Source organism: Amycolatopsis sp. VS8301801F10 (genome assembly GCF_046195355.1).
In the GTDB taxonomy this organism is placed as follows: Bacteria; Actinomycetota; Actinomycetes; order Mycobacteriales; family Pseudonocardiaceae; genus Amycolatopsis.
Genome location: NZ_CP176065.1, coordinates 8,997,980 through 9,013,633 on the forward strand (window position 1 = coordinate 8,997,980; position 15,654 = coordinate 9,013,633).

Genomic DNA, 15,654 nt, shown 5'->3' on the forward strand with positions numbered 1-15,654 from the left:
CCGGCTCAGGGCTGATTCTCCCCGAGCTGCCACCACAGCGCCGCCCTCAGGTGTTCGATCAGCGTCTCGTCGTCCTCCTCGGTCGGCTCGGCCCCCAGCGGGACCCAGCGCTCCTCCACCAGTTCGCCGTCGTCGTAGCTGCTGATCAGTATCCCCGGATACGACACCGTCAGCTCGTCCTCCGGGCAGCCGGTCGCGCACGGCCGGTCGTCCATCCGGACGTGCCGGCAGTGCAGCCGCACCCCGACCCACCGGCCGGGCGGCCGAGGCCGCTGGTCCGTGCCCTCCATCACCCGCTCCCGCTCCGCCCCAGGTCCCCCGGCTGAAGGTCGCGGCCGGGGGCGCCGGAGTTACCGGCCGGTTGTTCCGGTTGGGTAACGGCATCCGGCGCCGGCGGCTCCGCGCCGTGTTGACAACGACGTCGCCCGGCGGCGAGGCTGGCCCGGTGAGCAGCGGAACCCGGCGGCGGCTGGACCCCGCCGAGCGCCGCGCGGAGATCCTCGCCGCGGCCCGGCGGTGCTTCGGCGCGGGCAGCTACTCCTCGGTGTCCACTTCGGACATCGCGGCGGCGGCGGGAGTGGCCCGGCCGCTGATCAACCACTATTTCGGCGGCAAACGCGAGCTGTATCTCGAAGTGGTGCGGCAGATGACGATCGTGTCGGCCCCGGTCGTCGACGCGCTGCCGGACGGCCCGCCGCGGCTGCGTCTCGAGGTCGGCATCGACCGGTGGATCGACGTCGTGGAACGCAACCGCGACGCCTGGCTCACGGTGATCGACGCGGCGCACGACCCGGAGGTCGAGCGGATCATGCGGGAGGCGGACGAGATCGCCGCCGACCGCGTGCTCGCCGCCGCCCTGCTGCCCGCGAACGGGCATCCGCAGCTGCGGGCGATGATCCGCGCATACGGCGGCATGCTGCGCGCCGCGTCCCGGGAATGGCTGGTCCGCGGCACACTGGACCGAGCCGAACTGCGCACATTCCTGGTCGAAACGCTGGTGCAGCTGCTGGAAACCACTTACCCGGCCGTGCTGGCGCAGCACACCTCCGGAACGGGCAGCGGCGGCTGAACCACCCGGAACGCGGGCAGGATCGTCAGGACCGCGGCCACCGCCATCGCGGCGCCGAGGACGATCGGCGCGCGCAGGCCGTACGGTTCGATCAGGCTGGCCCCGACCGACGAGCCGAGCATCACCCCGAGCGTGATGAACGACGAGTGCACCGTGTTGACCAGCGGGCTCGAGTTCCCGGCCCGCTGCACCCGCACCGCCATCGCCGGGTTCATCGTCACCCCGGCCAGTCCGATCGCGAGCAGGAACCCCACCGCCGCCGCGGGCACGTCGGTGAACAGCGCGAAGCCGGTGAGGAAGAGCGCGTTCAGGAGCGTGCCGGCGGCGAGCGTCGAGACGGGGTGCCGGTCGGCGAGCCTGCCGACGACGCTGTTGCCGGCGACCGTGGCCGCGCCGTAGCCGAGCAGCAGCACCGGAACCGTGTCCGGGGAGAACCCGCTCACCTGGGTCAGGATCGGAGTGAAGAAGCTGAACGCGGAAAACGTCGCGCCGATGATCAGCGTGCTGGAGACGAGCGCGAGAAGCAGCCGCGGACGACGGAAAACGCGGAAGTCCGCGGCTTCCCGGCGTTCGGCCCGCCCCGGATCGCGCACCTGGAACTGAGTCAGCAGCGCGGCGAGGACGGTCAGCACGGTGATCGTCCAGAACGCCGCCCGCCAGCCGAAATGCCCGCCCGCGAAGGTCGCCAGCGGCAGCCCGAGCAGGGTGCCGAGCATGAGCCCGTTCATCGCGACGCCGATCGCCCGGCCGCGCATCCGTTCGCCGGCCAGCTGCCCGCACAGGGAGATCGCGATGCCGAAGAACGCTTGGGACGCGACGCCGCTGACCACGCGGGCGACCACCATCGCCGAATACGTCGTCGCGAGCGCGGCCAGCACGTTGCCGGCCAAGAACACCGCGAAGACGACCATCAGCGCGGCTTTCGGCCGGACGCGCAGCAAAGCCACCGTCAGCACCGGGCCGCCGACCGCCATCGCGACGGCGAACACGGTGATGAGATAGCCGATCTGCGCGACCTCGACGCCGAGTCCGGCGGCTAGCTGCGGCATCAGCCCGGCTACCGCGAATTCGCTGGTGACCATGGCGAAGATGCCAGCGGCCAGTACATAGACCGCGGACGGCACACGGGACATGGGAAACCCTTTCCTGTAACGATCGGTTCAAAACTTGGCCAGCGGGAAGCCGGAAGGGACGGGATTACGGACGAAGCGCCCGGGCGGCCGCCTGGACGATGTCGGCCAGCCGGGCCAGCGGCGCACCGCCTTGCGCGGAGATCCGCAGCCCCGCGACGCTGGCGTTCACATACGCGGCCAGCCCCTCCGCAGGAACCTCAGCGGTGACTTCACCCGCCGCTTGACCTGCCCGCAAGAGGTCGGTCAGCAAGCGCAGCCGGGCATCGGTGTCCCGGGCCACCTGCTCCAGGAACTCCGCGTTCTCGGTGTCGCCGGCCAGTTCCGCGACGGAGTTGACCGCGAGACATCCGCTCGGCGCCCCGGTGCTCGACCGCTCGGCTTCCTCGAGGACCACCTTCGTCAGGTAAGCCTCGATCCGCGACACCGCGTCGCCCTTCTTCGCGATGACCTCGGCCGTGGCTTGCGCGGTGGTGTCGAGATAGCGGGCAAGGCATTCCGCGAACAGCGCGCCTTTGCTGCCGAAAGTGTTGTACAGGCTGCTGCGGCCGAGACCGGTTGCCTGACACAGTTCTTCGGCACTGGTCGCGTGAAAGCCGCGCCGCCAGAACAGCTCAGTGGCAGCAGTGAGCACTTGCTCGCGATCGAAGGTGCGCGGTCGGGCCATGCGGGCAGCCTACGGCATTGTGTAACGCAGTGTCCATAACGGGGTGGCTCAGCGGTTGCGACGGGCGTACGCGGCGGGCGTCGTGCCGGTCCAGCGTTTGAAGGCGTAGATGAAGCTCGACGCTTCGGCATAGCCAAGACGCAGGGCGACGTCGTCAACGGACAGTGCGCCGGTGTCGAGCATCTCCTCCGCGAGCGTCTGGCGGACTTCGTCGAGCAGCTGGCGGTAGCCGGTACCCGCTTCGGTCAGCCGCCGGCGCAGGGTTCGCGTGCTGAGGGTGAGCTGGCGGGCGATCTCGTCCATCCCGGCGTCCGCGCCGCCCAGCCGCACCAGTCGTTCGCGCACCAGCTGCGGGACTCCCGAGCGTGCGCGGCGGCGGGCGACCAGGGCGTCGCATTGCGCGGCGCACAGTGCGACGGTTTGTTCGTTGGCCTGCGGCAACGGGCGGTTCAGCAGTTCGGGGTCGAAGATCGCCTGATGCTCGGCCGCACCGAAAATCGGGTCGATGCCGAAAGCCGTCCGGTACGAGTCCACAAAGGACGAAGATGGAAAACGGAACTCCAGCCCTGCCAGGGAAATTTCCGGCAGCAGATCCCGCATGACCGTGCAGATCGCGGACAGGTCGCGCAGCGCGAGGAACCGGGCGACGTCCTCTGGCACCCGCGAATCGTCCAGCACCAGGCGGAGTCCGGCAGCGTCCAGCTCGACGTGCGGAATGCAGAAGGTGAAGGACAAATCCAGGTACCGCAACGCGAAGACCATCGCGTCGCGCATCGTCGGGCTGCTGATGCAGGCGAAGCCGAAAATGCCGAACGTCGTCACGCGGTACCGGCAGCCGAGGCTGAGCGCGACGTCGTCGCCCGAGCCGACCGTCGCCAGCAAGGCGCGCACCACCGCCAGCTCCTGCCGCGCGTCGAGCTGCCGATCCGGCGCGCGCAGGTCTTCGACCTGGAGGCCGGGCAGCGAGACGCCGCGGTCCTCGGCGAACCGGTGCATGAGCAGGACGCTCGCCGTGCCGCGCGGGAAGTCCCAGTCGCGGATGGCGGGTGCGGCTAGCTCGGCCATGGCCGGAATTATGGATGAACCGGCCGCCCGCGTGCCGTTCGAGGGCCAAAACTGTCGGGGTCGCTCGTTAAGCTCCCGCCGTGCACCTTTCCCGCCGCGTCCTCAACCGCGCGACCCTCCACCGGCAACTGCTCCTCAAGCCCGCCAAGATGCCGGTTCTCGACGCCGTCGCACACCTCGCCGGCCTGCAAGCGCAGGCTCCGTCCCCGCCGTATTACGCGTTGTGGTGCCGGGTGCAAGGGTTCCAGCCGGACGATCTGGCGAGCCTGCTGCTCGACCGCAGCGTGGTGCGGATGGTGCTGATGCGCGGCACCGTGCACCTCGTCCCGGCCGCCGACGCGCTGGCGTGGCGTCCGCTCGTGCAAGTCGTCATGGACCGCGCCCTGACCGCGGCCAATCAGCACCGGGAACCGCTGGCGAAACTCGACCACGACGCGGTGGCGAAGACGACCGCCGAACTGCTGCGCGAACGGCCGTATTCGAGCGATCAGCTCGGCAAAGCGCTGGTCGAGCACTACCCGGAGACACCGGCCGCGTCGCTGATGTTCCTGGTTCGGGCCATCCTGCCGCTCGTGCAGATCCCGCCGCGCGGCGTGTGGGGCAAGGCCGGGCAGCCGACCTACCAGGTCGCGGACCACTGGCTCGACGGCGTCGCCGCGCCGGAACCGTCCGCCGCCGAACTGATCCGCCGCTACCTCGCCGCGTTCGGCCCGGCGACGGTGGCGGACATGCAGGCCTGGGCGGGCGTCACGAAGCTCGGCGAGGTGGTCGAGGGGATGGATCTGCGCACCTACCGCGATCCCGAAGGCCGCACGCTCTACGACCTGCCGGACGCCACGCTGCCCGACGAGGACACGCCCGTCCCGCCGCGGCTGCTCGGTCCGTTCGACCAGACGCTGCTGTCCTACGCCGACCGCACGCGGATGATCAGCGACGAGCACCGCAAGCGCGTGATCACCGTCAACGGCCTGGTCAAAGGCACCCTCCTGGTAGACGGCCAGGTCCGCGGCGGTTGGGAAACCACCACCACCCGCGGGTCGGCGACGCTGGTCCTCACGCCGTTCGAACGGATCTCGAAACGCGACACCGCCGCGCTGGAGAGCAACGCGCGGAAGCTGCTCGCCTGGGCCGAACCCGGCAAGACGCACGAGGTCCAGGTCGTGCCCGGATAACCGCGTCCACTGGCCGGAATTCTCGATCGAGTGGCCGTTCGTGCCCTTCCGCACCGACGGCCGCCTGCGTAGCTTCGGCCTATGGACGACACCCCGTCGGTGCTGATAGTGGGCACCGGATTCGGCGGAATCGGCGCCGCGATCGAGCTGAAGCGCGCCGGTTTCCCGAACGTCACGATCCTGGAGCGGGCGACCGAACCGGGCGGCGTGTGGCGCGAGAACACCTATCCCGGCGCGGCCTGCGACATCCCGTCGCCGCTGTACTCGTTCTCCTACGAGCCCAACCCGGACTGGCCGAAGCGGTACGCGATGCAGCCGGACATCTACGCCTACCTCAAGCGCGTCATCGCGAAGTACGGCATCGAACCGCACATCCGCTACGGCCGCGAGGTCACGTCCGCGACCTACGACAACGGCCGCTGGCGAGTCGAAACCGCGCAGGGCGAAACGTTCGAGGCGGACGTCTTCGTGCCCGCAGTCGGCCAGTTGTCCCGGCCCGCCTTCCCCTCGATCCCCGGCCGCGAGAGCTTCTCCGGCGAAGCATTCCATTCCGCGGAGTGGAACCACGAAATCCCGTTGGCGGGCAAGCGGATCGCGGTGATCGGCACCGGCGCGAGCGCGATCCAGTTCGTGCCGGAGATCCGCAAGGAGGCCGCGCACGTCACCATTTTCCAACGCACGCCGCCGTACATCATGGCCAAGAACGACGGCCGCTACAAAGCCTGGCAGCAGCGGCTTTTCCGTCGCCTGCCGAAGACACAGCTGCTCGGCCGCGCGCGGATCTTCCTGCTCGCCGAGTACGCCACCTACGGCATGACGAAACACCCGGTGCTGACCAAAATCTTCGAGCTGCGCGCCGCTCAGCTGCGCCGGCGCCATCTCAAGGACCGCACGCTGCGCCGCAAAGTCACGCCGAACTATCCGTTGGGCTGCAAGCGGATCCTGTTCACCAACGACTACCTGCCCGCGCTCGCCCAGCCGAACGTCTCCGTCGAAACGTCCTCGATCACGGAGATCACCCCGCGCGGCGTGCGCACCGCGGACGGCGTGGAGCACGAGGCGGACGTGCTGATCTACGGCACCGGATTCAAGGCGACGGAATTCCTGGGCCCGATGAAAGTGTTCGGCCGCGACGGCCGGTCGCTGGCCGAGGCGTGGAGCGGCGGCGCGCGGGCGTACCTCGGCTTGACCGTGCCGGGATTTCCGAACATGTTCTGCGTCTACGGCCCCAACACCAACCTCGGTGCCGGTTCGATCATTTACATGATCGAGCGGCAAGCCCGCTATCTCCGCCAGGCCGTCGAGCACCTCACCCGGCCAGGCGTCGCGGCGCTGGAGGTGCGGGCCGAGGTCGAACAGCGTTACGACCGCGAAGTGCAAGCGCGGCTTTCGCACAGCGTCTGGAGCGGCTGCACGAGCTGGTACCGGCAGGAAAACGGCCGGGTGAGCACCAACTGGCCCGGGCTGGTCACCGAATACGACCGCCGGACCAGGGTCCTCGACCCGGCCGACTACCTGGTGCGCTCGTGAGTGGCGATCACGGTTAGAACCGTGATCGCCACTCACGAGCTTTCCTCAGGGCAGGTTCTTCAGGCCCGCGCTGACCGTGTTGGCGAAGGAGTAGCCGTTCGACGCGTCCCAGTTGATGGACCAGGTCATCGCGCCGCGGAACTCCGGATACGTGGTCGACGGCTTGAACGACGCGCAGCCGGTGCCCTTGGCCATGCAGTTCATCGCCGACACGACGTTCGACGGCGACTGGTACCCGCCGCCCGCCGCCGAGCCCGAGGCCGGCAGCCCGAACGCGACCTGGTCGGCCCGCAGGCCGCCCTGCAGCTGGATGCACGAGAGCGCGGTGAGGAAGTCGACGGTGCCCTGGGAGTAGACGTTCCCGTTGCAGCCGTTCATCGCGCCCGAGTTGTAGTACTGCATGTTGACGACGGTGAGGATGTCCTTGACGTTCAGCGCCAGCTGGAAGTAGCCGCCCTGGGTGGACTGCATGTCGATCGTCTGCGGCGCCATGGTGATCACCGAGCCGCCGCCGTCGTGGATGCTGCGCAGCGCCTGGCCCATGTAGGTGGCGTTGATGCCGTTCTCCAGGTCGATGTCGACGCCGTCGAAGCCGTAGGTGGAGATCAGCTGCTTCACCGAGCTGGCGAAGTTGCTCGCCGACTGGCTGTCGCCGACGCTGATCGTGCCCTTCTCGCCGCCGACCGAGATGATCACCTTCTGGCCGCGCGCCTGCACGGTCTTGATGTCCGCGCGGAACTGCGCGTCGGTGTAGCCGCCGAGTTTCGCCGACAACGCCGGGTCGAGCGTGAAGCTCACCGCGCCGGGCGTCGTGGTGGCGTCGGCGAAAGCGATCGCGATGACGTTGTACGTCGTGGGCACGTCCGCGAGCTTGAGCGTCTTCGCGCCGTTGTCGAAGTTCTGCCAGTAGCCGGTGAGGATGTGCTTCGGCAGGTCGCCGTTGTGCGGCGGCGTGCTGGTGGTCGTAGTCGGGGTGGTCGGCGTCGTGGGGGTGGTGGACTTCGTCGGCGAAGTCGGTGCCGTGGACGTCGTGGGCGGGGTGCCGGGGCCGTCGAGGTTGACGTCGTCGGCGAGGTAGGCGGGCTGGCCGTACCAGCCGTGCAGGTACACCGTGAGGCTCGTGGAGGAGCCGGTGGTGAAGCTCAGGCTGAGCTGCTGCCAGCCGGTCGCGCCGGGCGTCCAGGTGTTCTGCACCGCGGAGCCGGAGACGCCGAGGTAGACGTAGCTGCCCTGGACCCACGCGGACAGCTTGTACGCGGTGTTAGGCGCCACGGTGACCTGCTGGGAGCACTGCCCGGTGTCGGAGCCCGAGGGCGCCGCGCTCAGCGAGTGGCTGCCGTCGTGCGCCTGGGCCGACACGACCGAGGCGGTGCCGGTGCAGGTCCAGCCGGAGAGCGAGCCGCTCTCGAAGCCGGGGTTGGCGAGGATGTTCGCGGCCGAAGCGCTGCCGGTGCCGAGGGCCAGCGTGACACCGAGCGCGAGCGCGACCGAGGCCAGCAGGGACACCAGGGCAGGCAGCCGCCGGGGGGACGGGTGTGGGGACACGGGCAGACCTCCGCACGACAGTGAGCCAGGTCACCTCAAAATGGACTAGACCAATACGGATGTCAAGGAACTTCCGGAGGTGCTTCGGCGGGCCATGCGCGGCGGGCCGGGCGGGCAGCGGCACAATGCAGGCTCGGAGCAACCCGAGACGAAGCAGGAGCCTGGTTTTGAGCGTGCAGTCGGTCGAGCAGCGGATCGCCGAAGAGCTGGGGGTGCGCGAAGGGCAGGTCAAGGCCGCCGTGACCCTCCTCGACGAGGGGTCCACGGTGCCGTTCATCGCCCGGTACCGCAAGGAAGTCACCGGAGAGCTGGACGACGCGCAGCTGCGCACGCTCGAGGAGCGGCTGCGCTACCTGCGCGAGCTGGACGAGCGCCGCGCCGCGGTCCTGGAGTCCATCCGGAGCCAGGGCAAGCTGGACGAGGCCCTCGAGGCGCAGATCCTCGCCGCGGACACCAAGTCGCGGCTGGAGGACATCTACCTCCCGTACAAGCCGAAGCGGCGGACCAAGGCGCAGATCGCCCGCGAGGCCGGCCTGGAGCCGCTGGCCGACGGCCTCCTGAACGACCCGACGAAGGACCCGCAGGCGGCCGCCGCGGTGTTCGTCGACGCGGACAAGGGCGTCGCGGACGCGCAGGCCGCCCTCGACGGCGCGCGCGCCATCCTGGTCGAGCGCTTCGCCGAGGACGCCGACCTGATCGGCGAGCTGCGCGAGAAGATGTGGGCCGAGGGCCATCTGTCGTCGAAGGTCCGCCCGGGCAAGGAGACCGACGGGGCGAAGTTTTCCGACTACTTCGACTTCTCCGAGCCCTACACCAAGCTCCCCTCGCACCGGATCCTCGCGATGCTGCGCGGCGAGAAGGAGGAGATCCTCGACCTCACGATGGAGCCGTCCGAGCCGGTGGCCGAGGACGCCCCGGTCCGCGTCGGCCCGACCGAGTACGAGCAGCGCATCGCCGCCCGGTTCGGGATCAGCCAGCAGGACCGCCCGGCGGACAAGTGGCTCGGCGACACCGTGCGCTGGGCCTGGCGCACGAAGATCCTCCTGCACCTGGGCATCGACCTGCGGATGCGGCTGCGCCAGTCGGCCGAGGACGACGCCGTGCGCGTGTTCGCGGCGAACCTGCGCGACCTGCTGCTGGCCGCCCCGGCGGGCACCCGCGCGACGATGGGCCTCGACCCGGGCTTCCGCACCGGCGTGAAGGTGGCCGTGGTCGACCCGACCGGCAAGGTCGTCGACACCCACGTGATCTACCCGCACCAGCCGGCGAACAAATGGGACCAGTCGATCGCCGAGCTGGCGGCGCTGGCCAAGAAGCACAACGTCGACCTGATCTCGATCGGCAACGGCACCGCCTCGCGCGAAACCGACAAGCTGGCGATCGAGCTGATCAAGAAGCACCCGGAGCTGAAGCTCACCAAGGCGGTCGTGTCCGAGGCGGGCGCGTCGGTGTACTCGGCTTCGGCGTTCGCTTCGCAGGAACTGCCCGGCATGGACGTCTCGCTGCGCGGCGCGGTCTCGATCGCGCGGCGGCTGCAGGACCCGCTGGCCGAGCTGGTGAAGATCGACCCGAAGTCGATCGGCGTCGGCCAGTACCAGCACGACCTGTCCGAGGTGTCGCTGTCGCGGTCGCTGGACGCGGTGGTCGAGGACTGCGTGAACGCGGTCGGCGTGGACGTGAACACCGCGTCCGCCCCGCTGCTGACGCGGGTTTCGGGCATCACGACGTCGCTCGCGGAGAACATCGTGGCGCACCGGGACAGCAACGGCCCGTTCCGCACGCGCACCGCGCTCAAGGAGGTCCCGCGGCTCGGCCCGAAGGCGTTCGAGCAGTGCGCTGGCTTCCTCCGCATCCCGGACGGCGACGACCCGCTCGACGCGTCCTCGGTGCACCCGGAGGCCTACCCGGTCGTGCGGCGGATCCTCGACCGCACCGGCACCGGCATCCGCGAGCTGATCGGCAACGCGCGGACCCTGCAGTCGCTGAAGCCCGCCGAGTTCGTTGACGACACCTTCGGGCTCCCGACGGTCACCGACATCCTGGCCGAGCTGGAGAAACCGGGCCGCGACCCGCGTCCGGCGTTCAAGACCGCGACCTTCGCCGAGGGCGTCGAGAAGATCGCCGACCTCAAGCCGGGCATGCGCCTGGAGGGCGTGGTGACGAACGTGGCCGCGTTCGGCGCGTTCATCGACGTCGGCGTGCACCAGGACGGCCTCGCGCACGTTTCGGCGCTGTCGAAGAACTTCGTGAAGGACCCGCGCGACGTCGTGAAGCCGGGCGACATCGTCAAGGTGAAGGTGCTGGACGTCGACGTGCCGCGCAAGCGGATCTCGCTGACGCTGCGCTTGGACGACGAGCCCGGCGCGGGCAACAACCGCGGCGGTGGCGGCGGACGGGACCGCGGCCAGGGCGGCGGCGGCGGTCAGCGCCGGAATCAGCCGCAGCAGCGCGGGGGCCGGGACCGTCGTGACTCCGGAGGCGGCGGCGCGATGGCGGAAGCGCTGCGGCGCGCCGGATTCGGCAAGTAACGCAGACGGAAACGGCCTCCACGCTTTCGAGCGCGGAGGCCGTTTTCGCGGAGTGGCTTACGGATTCATCTCGTACGCGCCGGAAAGCTCGCGCACCTTCTCCCACACGCGGCCGAACCGTTCGTGGTCCACCACCGGCTTCCGCAGCCCGGCCAGCGCCAGCTCCTGCTGCTTCTCCGTAGAACTCGGCTTCCCGTGCAGCTCGACCGCCGCGACGCTGAAGTCCTGCACCAGCACGGCGAACAGCTGGTCCAGCACATCGTCGGACACGCCGGTCAGCTCGGCCTGCTCCAGGATCAGCTGCCCGTACACGACGAGGGTGAACAGCTCGGTCAGCGCGAGCCCGAAGTCCAGGTCCTTCTGCTGCGCCTCGTCCGGCGTCGCCTCGGAAAGCAGGCGCACCAGCACCTCGGCCTGTTCGGTGAACCGGGCGACGTTCGGCAGGTGCTTCGCGTTCTCGTACGCCGGTTTCCAGTCGTGGAACCGGATCTTCGACAATCCGCGCGCCGGGCCCTGGCGGAACAGGAAATCGTCGTCGGAGGCGTCGTCGCGGGTCGGCACCGCCGGGTATTCCTGCGGGGCGAACAGGTACGCGGGCATGAACTTCGCGATCAGCGCGAGGTTCACCGCGACCGTGCCCTCCAGTTTGGGCAGGCCGTCGATGTCGTTCTTGGCCATCGCGAGATAGGTGTCGGCCTCGAACCCCTTGGCCGCCACGACGTCCGCGACCAGCCCGATCACCTTCTGCGCCTCGGTGGTCACCTTCATCTTGGTGATCGGGTTGTACAGCAGGTAGCGGCGGTCCTGCTGGTTCGCCGAGCGAAAGTAGTCGATCGCGCGGTCGGAGAACAGCTTCATCCCGGTCAGCCGCGCGTAGGCCTCGACGAATTCGCGGCGCACGTGCGGGAAATCGGTGACCGGGTTGCCGTACAGGATCCGGTTCTGCGCGTGCGTGATCGCCTCGTACAGCGAATGCGTCGCCATTCCGATGCCGCCGAAGCACAGGTTGAACTTGCCGATGTTGACCGTGTTCAGCGCGGCGCTGAAGGCTTCGGCCCCGGTGTGGAGAATGTCCTCGGCGCGCACCGGGTAATCCTCGAGGCGGAATTCCGCGACGTACATCTGCGACGGCACGATGTTCTTCACGACGTGGTAATCCGGATGCTCGGAATCGGCGTAGAAGAACACGTACTGCTCAGGTCCTTCGACGCCGTCGATCCGGCCGAACACCGACACCGTGCGCGCGCAGTTTCCGTTGCCGATGTAGTACTTCGACCCGTTCGCACGGTAGCCGCCCTGGCCGTCCGGGGTGAGCACGAGGTCGGTGGAGTAAATGTCCGCGCCGTGTTCTTTTTCGGACAGCCCGAACGCGCCGACGCCACCCTCGGCCAATGCTTCCGCGGCACGCTTGCGGGCGGCCGCGTTTCCGCTCTGCCATACCGGTCCGAGGCCGAGAACGGTGACTTGAAAGGGGTACCAATAATTGAGCCCGTAAAAGCCGAGAATTTCCGCCAGCGCGGCGATCCGGCTGGTGTCCCAGCGTTTGTCCGGATTGCCGGCGGAATCCGCGGCCGGGGTGAGGAAGGTGGCGAACAGTCCTTCCTTGCCCGCGAACTCCAGGAAATCGGCGTAGAACTCGCGGTCGTGATACGCCTGCGCGAGACGGCGTTTGCCGCGCGCTTCGAACCAGTCGATCGTCGCCCGCAGCAAGCGCTGGGTCTCCGGGTCGAACTTCCGGGCGTCGTAGTCCCGCGGGTTCAGCAGCGCCGTCGCCGTTTCGCTCATCGCATCTCCAGGTCAGCTGATATTACTGCCCGGTAACTTTAGCGCGGTGCGACCGCCGAACTCCACCGCGTCCACCCGGCCGCGGCCATCGCGGCGGAAACGCGCGCTGGGCCTGCGGGTGTCCGAGGCGCGGGCGAGCACGTCCTCGGCGACGAAGACGACCTCGAACGGCGGCGCGGAGAGGATGTCCGGATCGTCGGTGTCGAGGATCATCTGCGCCCAGAGCGAGCCGTCGCGCTCGGTGACCTCGAAGACGAGCGAGCCGGTCCGATACCGTCCAGGGCAGTCGCCCGGGTCGATCGCCCGGGGCGGACGACTGCCCGGTTTCGGCAGGTGAGCCAGGTTCTCCAGGCACCAGTCGACGACCCGCGGGCCGAGCGCCCCGCCGCCGGCGCTGTTGGTGAGCACGGTGACCGCGAAGTTCTCGCTCGGCACCATGACGAACTCCGACAGCTGCAGATTGCTGATGTTCCCGCCGTGCCGCACCAGCTGCGCGTCGCCGTGGCTCAGCCGCAGCCAGGACAGCCCGACCTCCTCGAACGGCAACGCGCCCTTGCGCTGCGCGGCGTGCATCAGCCGACGGGCCTCGGCACTCAGCACTTCCCCGCCGGTCAGCTGGAATCGAGCCCATTTCAGCTGGTCACGGGCGGTCGACCAGAGCCCGCCCGCCGGCGCGTCCGCCCGGGCGAGCCCGACGGTGTGCGCGACCGCCGGACCGTCCTCGCGCAGCGCGTGCCCGACCGCGTGCCGCCGGGTCAGCACCTCCCAGGGCTGGAAGAACGAATCGGTCATGCCGAGCGGTTCGAGCAGCCGGGTGCGGACCAGGTCCTCGTAGGTGCCGCCGGAGACCGCCTCGGCGACGCGGCCGGCCAGCAGGAATCCGGCGTTGCAGTAGGAGAACGCCTCGCCGACCGGGAACACCTGCGGCAGCTCGTCGAACCCCTGCACCGCGCGGGCGAGCGCGTCGTCGCCCCAGCCGGTGTCGACCTCGATGTCGCCGAGGAAGCCGGAGGAATGCGTGAGGAGGTGGCGCAGCGTCACCGTCTTGGCCGCGAGCGGATCGGACAGCCGCAGATCCGGCAGGTACTCGATCACCGGCTGGTCCAGTTCGAGCACGCCGTCCTCGACCAGCACGAGCACCGCGGCGGCGGCGAACGTCTTGCTGGTGGAGCCGATCATGAACAGGGTGTCGTCGTCCACCGGCGTTCCGGTGTCCACACTGGACACTCCGGCGGTCAGCAGGGTTTCGTTGCCCTCGTGGAAAATCCCCACCGAGACGCCGGGCACGTTCGCTTCCCGCGCCCATTCGCCCAGCAGTCCCCGGAGTTCGTCTGCGCTCATGCGGCCAGCCTCGCACCCGCCGGCGCGGCGGCGATGGTGGAAACGGACGAACATCGCGCGTCCGCTTCGTCGGTTCGCGCGTGGCGGCCTGCGGGCGATATCACGTAGCCCGCCGGATCTTGGGACGGTATAGTGGAGCGTGCGGTCCGCTCAGTTCTGCCTCGGACCGCGTTTCGATGTTGTCGACGACCACGCGCCGCAGCCACCCGAGGCCGCGCCGGGCAGGACAACCGCGCTACGTACGGAGATACGGGACGCCTTCGCGTCCGCACCAACCATGACGACTTTCACTGAACTCGGCCTGCCCAAGCCCCTGGTCGACGCACTCGCCGCGCAGGGCGTCACCGAGCCGTTCCCGATCCAGGCCGCCACGCTCCCGCACACGCTGGCGGGCCGCGACGTGCTCGGCCGCGGCCGCACCGGCTCCGGCAAGACCTACGGCTTCGTGCTGCCCGTGCTGGCCCGCCTCGCCGCCGGCCCCACCCGGCGCCGCCCCGGCCGGCCGCGGGCGCTGATCCTCGCCCCGACGCGCGAGCTGGCCACCCAGATCGAGGCCGCGATCGTGCCCCTGGCGCGTCCGCTCGGCCTCAAGGCCACCACGATTTTCGGCGGCGTGAGCGCGAACCCGCAGATCACCCGCCTGCGCGACGGCGTCGACATCGTCGTCGCCTGCCCCGGACGGCTCGCCGACCACATGCGCTCCGGCGAGGCGAAGCTGGACAAGATCGAGATCACCGTCCTCGACGAGGCCGACCACATGGCCGACCTGGGCTTCCTGCCCGAGGTCCGCCGCATCATGGCGGCCACTCCCGAGCGCGGCCAGCGCATGCTGTTCTCCGCGACGCTCGACAACGGCATCGACGTGCTGGCGAAGCGCTTCATGAACGACCCGATACTGCACAGCGTCGATTCGGCGCAGTCGCCCGTCTCCACGATGACGCACCACGTGCTGCACCTCGAGGAAACGCACCGCCTGCCGGTCCTGGTCGACCTGACCGCGGCGCCGGGCCGCACCCTGGTCTTCACCCGCACGAAGCACCGCGCGAAGGCGCTCACGCGCAAACTCGTCGCGAGCGGCGTGCCGGCGGTCGAACTGCACGGCAACCTCGGCCAGAACGCGCGCACGCGCAACCTGGAAGCGTTCTCGTCGGGCACCGCGAAAACCCTGGTGGCCACGGACATCGCGGCCCGGGGCATCCACGTGGACGACGTCACGCTGGTGATCCACGCCGACCCGCCGGTCGAGCACAAGGCGTACCTGCACCGCTCCGGCCGCACCGCACGGGCGGGCGCGTCGGGCACCGTGGTGACGCTGATGACCGACGAGCAGGTCGCGGATGTCCGCGCGCTGACCCGCAAGGCCGGGATCTCGCCGACCACCACGCGGATCTCGCCGTCGCACCCGCTGCTGGCCGAGCTGGCCCCTGGGGACCGCTCGTTCACCGCTTCGCCGCGCCGTCCGGTGGTGGACAACCGCCCGAAGACGGTGACCGCTTCGGGCGCCGCGCCGGGCGCCGGCCGACGCCGCGGCGCGCCTTCGGAAAACCGAGGCGGGCTCGGCGCCCGGACCGGTTCGCAGTCCCGGCGTTCCGGCGGCGGCCGCGGCGGACCTCGGCAGGGGACGGAGCCGCGCGCTGCTCGGGCTGCTTCGGGTTCGGAGCGGCAGCCGGGGCAGGCTCGCCGGGAGGACCAGCGCCGCGGTTCCGGCACCGGCCGTGCCGCTGGCACCGACCGGCGCGGATCGGGTCAGCCCTCGCGCAACCGGCGCAACGGTTCCGGCGGGCGGCGGCAGCCGAACTCTTAAGGATCGTCCAGGAGCGGG

At 69.8% G+C, this 15,654-nt stretch carries 12 protein-coding genes; 5 read left to right on the top strand and 7 right to left on the bottom strand.

The genetic code is table 11. From position 1 onward, the window contains the following. Positions 1–5 precede the first annotated feature (5 nt). Positions 6–290 (bottom strand): hypothetical protein, encoded by a 285-nt coding sequence (locus F9C11_RS41260; protein WP_409182745.1) that lies wholly within the window; start codon positions 288–290, stop codon positions 6–8. A gap of 155 nt (positions 291–445) precedes the next feature. Between F9C11_RS41260 and F9C11_RS41265 the strand changes: the two genes are divergently transcribed. After that, positions 446–1,069: a TetR/AcrR family transcriptional regulator gene (locus F9C11_RS41265; protein ID WP_409182746.1), complete on the top strand. Its 624-nt coding sequence runs from the start codon at positions 446–448 to the stop codon at positions 1,067–1,069. On the opposite strand, the gene F9C11_RS41270 is transcribed toward F9C11_RS41265, so the two are convergent. From F9C11_RS41270 to F9C11_RS41280, 3 genes are all read right to left on the bottom strand, one after another. Next, positions 1,018–2,202, bottom strand: a complete 1,185-nt coding sequence (locus tag F9C11_RS41270; protein ID WP_409182747.1) for an MFS transporter — start codon at positions 2,200–2,202, stop codon at positions 1,018–1,020. The genes F9C11_RS41265 and F9C11_RS41270 overlap by 52 nt on opposite strands. A gap of 64 nt (positions 2,203–2,266) precedes the next feature. Further along, complete coding sequence (locus tag F9C11_RS41275; protein WP_409182748.1) at positions 2,267–2,866, bottom strand: TetR/AcrR family transcriptional regulator; 600 nt, start codon at positions 2,864–2,866, stop codon at positions 2,267–2,269. A 48-nt stretch (positions 2,867–2,914) separates the two neighbouring features. Beyond that, positions 2,915–3,931 carry an AraC family transcriptional regulator gene (locus F9C11_RS41280; RefSeq protein WP_409182749.1) on the bottom strand — a complete coding sequence of 339 codons (1,017 nt, stop codon included), beginning with the start codon at positions 3,929–3,931 and terminating at the stop codon, positions 2,915–2,917. A gap of 80 nt (positions 3,932–4,011) precedes the next feature. Between F9C11_RS41280 and F9C11_RS41285 the strand changes: the two genes are divergently transcribed. Together F9C11_RS41285 and F9C11_RS41290 are read left to right on the top strand one after the other, a co-directional pair. Continuing rightward, positions 4,012–5,103: a winged helix DNA-binding domain-containing protein gene (locus F9C11_RS41285; RefSeq protein WP_409182750.1), complete on the top strand. Its 1,092-nt coding sequence runs from the start codon at positions 4,012–4,014 to the stop codon at positions 5,101–5,103. Positions 5,104–5,184: 81 nt separating this feature from the next. After that, positions 5,185–6,633 carry a flavin-containing monooxygenase gene (locus tag F9C11_RS41290; RefSeq protein WP_409182751.1) on the top strand — a complete coding sequence of 483 codons (1,449 nt, stop codon included), beginning with the start codon at positions 5,185–5,187 and terminating at the stop codon, positions 6,631–6,633. A 45-nt stretch (positions 6,634–6,678) separates the two neighbouring features. Here F9C11_RS41290 and F9C11_RS41295 read toward each other — a convergent pair whose 3' ends face one another. Further along, positions 6,679–8,178: a chitinase gene (locus tag F9C11_RS41295; protein ID WP_409182752.1), complete on the bottom strand. Its 1,500-nt coding sequence runs from the start codon at positions 8,176–8,178 to the stop codon at positions 6,679–6,681. Positions 8,179–8,345: 167 nt separating this feature from the next. Here F9C11_RS41295 and F9C11_RS41300 point away from each other — a divergent pair, with 167 nt between their 5' ends. Then, entirely contained in the window at positions 8,346–10,706 is a 2,361-nt protein-coding gene (locus F9C11_RS41300) for a Tex family protein (RefSeq protein WP_409182753.1), read from the top strand. Positions 10,707–10,763: 57 nt separating this feature from the next. Here F9C11_RS41300 and F9C11_RS41305 read toward each other — a convergent pair whose 3' ends face one another. Continuing rightward, positions 10,764–12,491, bottom strand: a complete 1,728-nt coding sequence (locus tag F9C11_RS41305) for an acyl-CoA dehydrogenase (protein WP_409182754.1) — start codon at positions 12,489–12,491, stop codon at positions 10,764–10,766. Between the two features lie 12 nt (positions 12,492–12,503). Beyond that, entirely contained in the window at positions 12,504–13,832 is a 1,329-nt protein-coding gene (locus F9C11_RS41310; RefSeq protein ID WP_409182755.1) for a serine hydrolase domain-containing protein, read from the bottom strand. Between the two features lie 277 nt (positions 13,833–14,109). Here F9C11_RS41310 and F9C11_RS41315 point away from each other — a divergent pair, with 277 nt between their 5' ends. Continuing rightward, positions 14,110–15,636, top strand: a complete 1,527-nt coding sequence (locus F9C11_RS41315; RefSeq protein WP_409182756.1) for a DEAD/DEAH box helicase — start codon at positions 14,110–14,112, stop codon at positions 15,634–15,636. Positions 15,637–15,654: the final 18 nt, after the last annotated feature.

Excerpts from the sequence above, each read along its gene's own strand:
- F9C11_RS41260 (WP_409182745.1), bottom strand. The coding sequence starts at position 290 with ATGGAGGGCACGGACCAGCGGCCTCGGCCGCCCGGCCGGTGGGTCGGG.
- F9C11_RS41270 (WP_409182747.1), bottom strand. The coding sequence starts at position 2,202 with ATGTCCCGTGTGCCGTCCGCGGTCTATGTACTGGCCGCTGGCATCTTC.
- F9C11_RS41275 (WP_409182748.1), bottom strand. The coding sequence starts at position 2,866 with ATGGCCCGACCGCGCACCTTCGATCGCGAGCAAGTGCTCACTGCTGCC.
- F9C11_RS41280 (WP_409182749.1), bottom strand. The coding sequence starts at position 3,931 with ATGGCCGAGCTAGCCGCACCCGCCATCCGCGACTGGGACTTCCCGCGC.
- F9C11_RS41290 (WP_409182751.1), top strand. The coding sequence starts at position 5,185 with ATGGACGACACCCCGTCGGTGCTGATAGTGGGCACCGGATTCGGCGGA.
- F9C11_RS41305 (WP_409182754.1), bottom strand. The coding sequence starts at position 12,491 with ATGAGCGAAACGGCGACGGCGCTGCTGAACCCGCGGGACTACGACGCC.
- F9C11_RS41310 (WP_409182755.1), bottom strand. The coding sequence starts at position 13,832 with ATGAGCGCAGACGAACTCCGGGGACTGCTGGGCGAATGGGCGCGGGAA.
- F9C11_RS41315 (WP_409182756.1), top strand. The coding sequence starts at position 14,110 with ATGACGACTTTCACTGAACTCGGCCTGCCCAAGCCCCTGGTCGACGCA.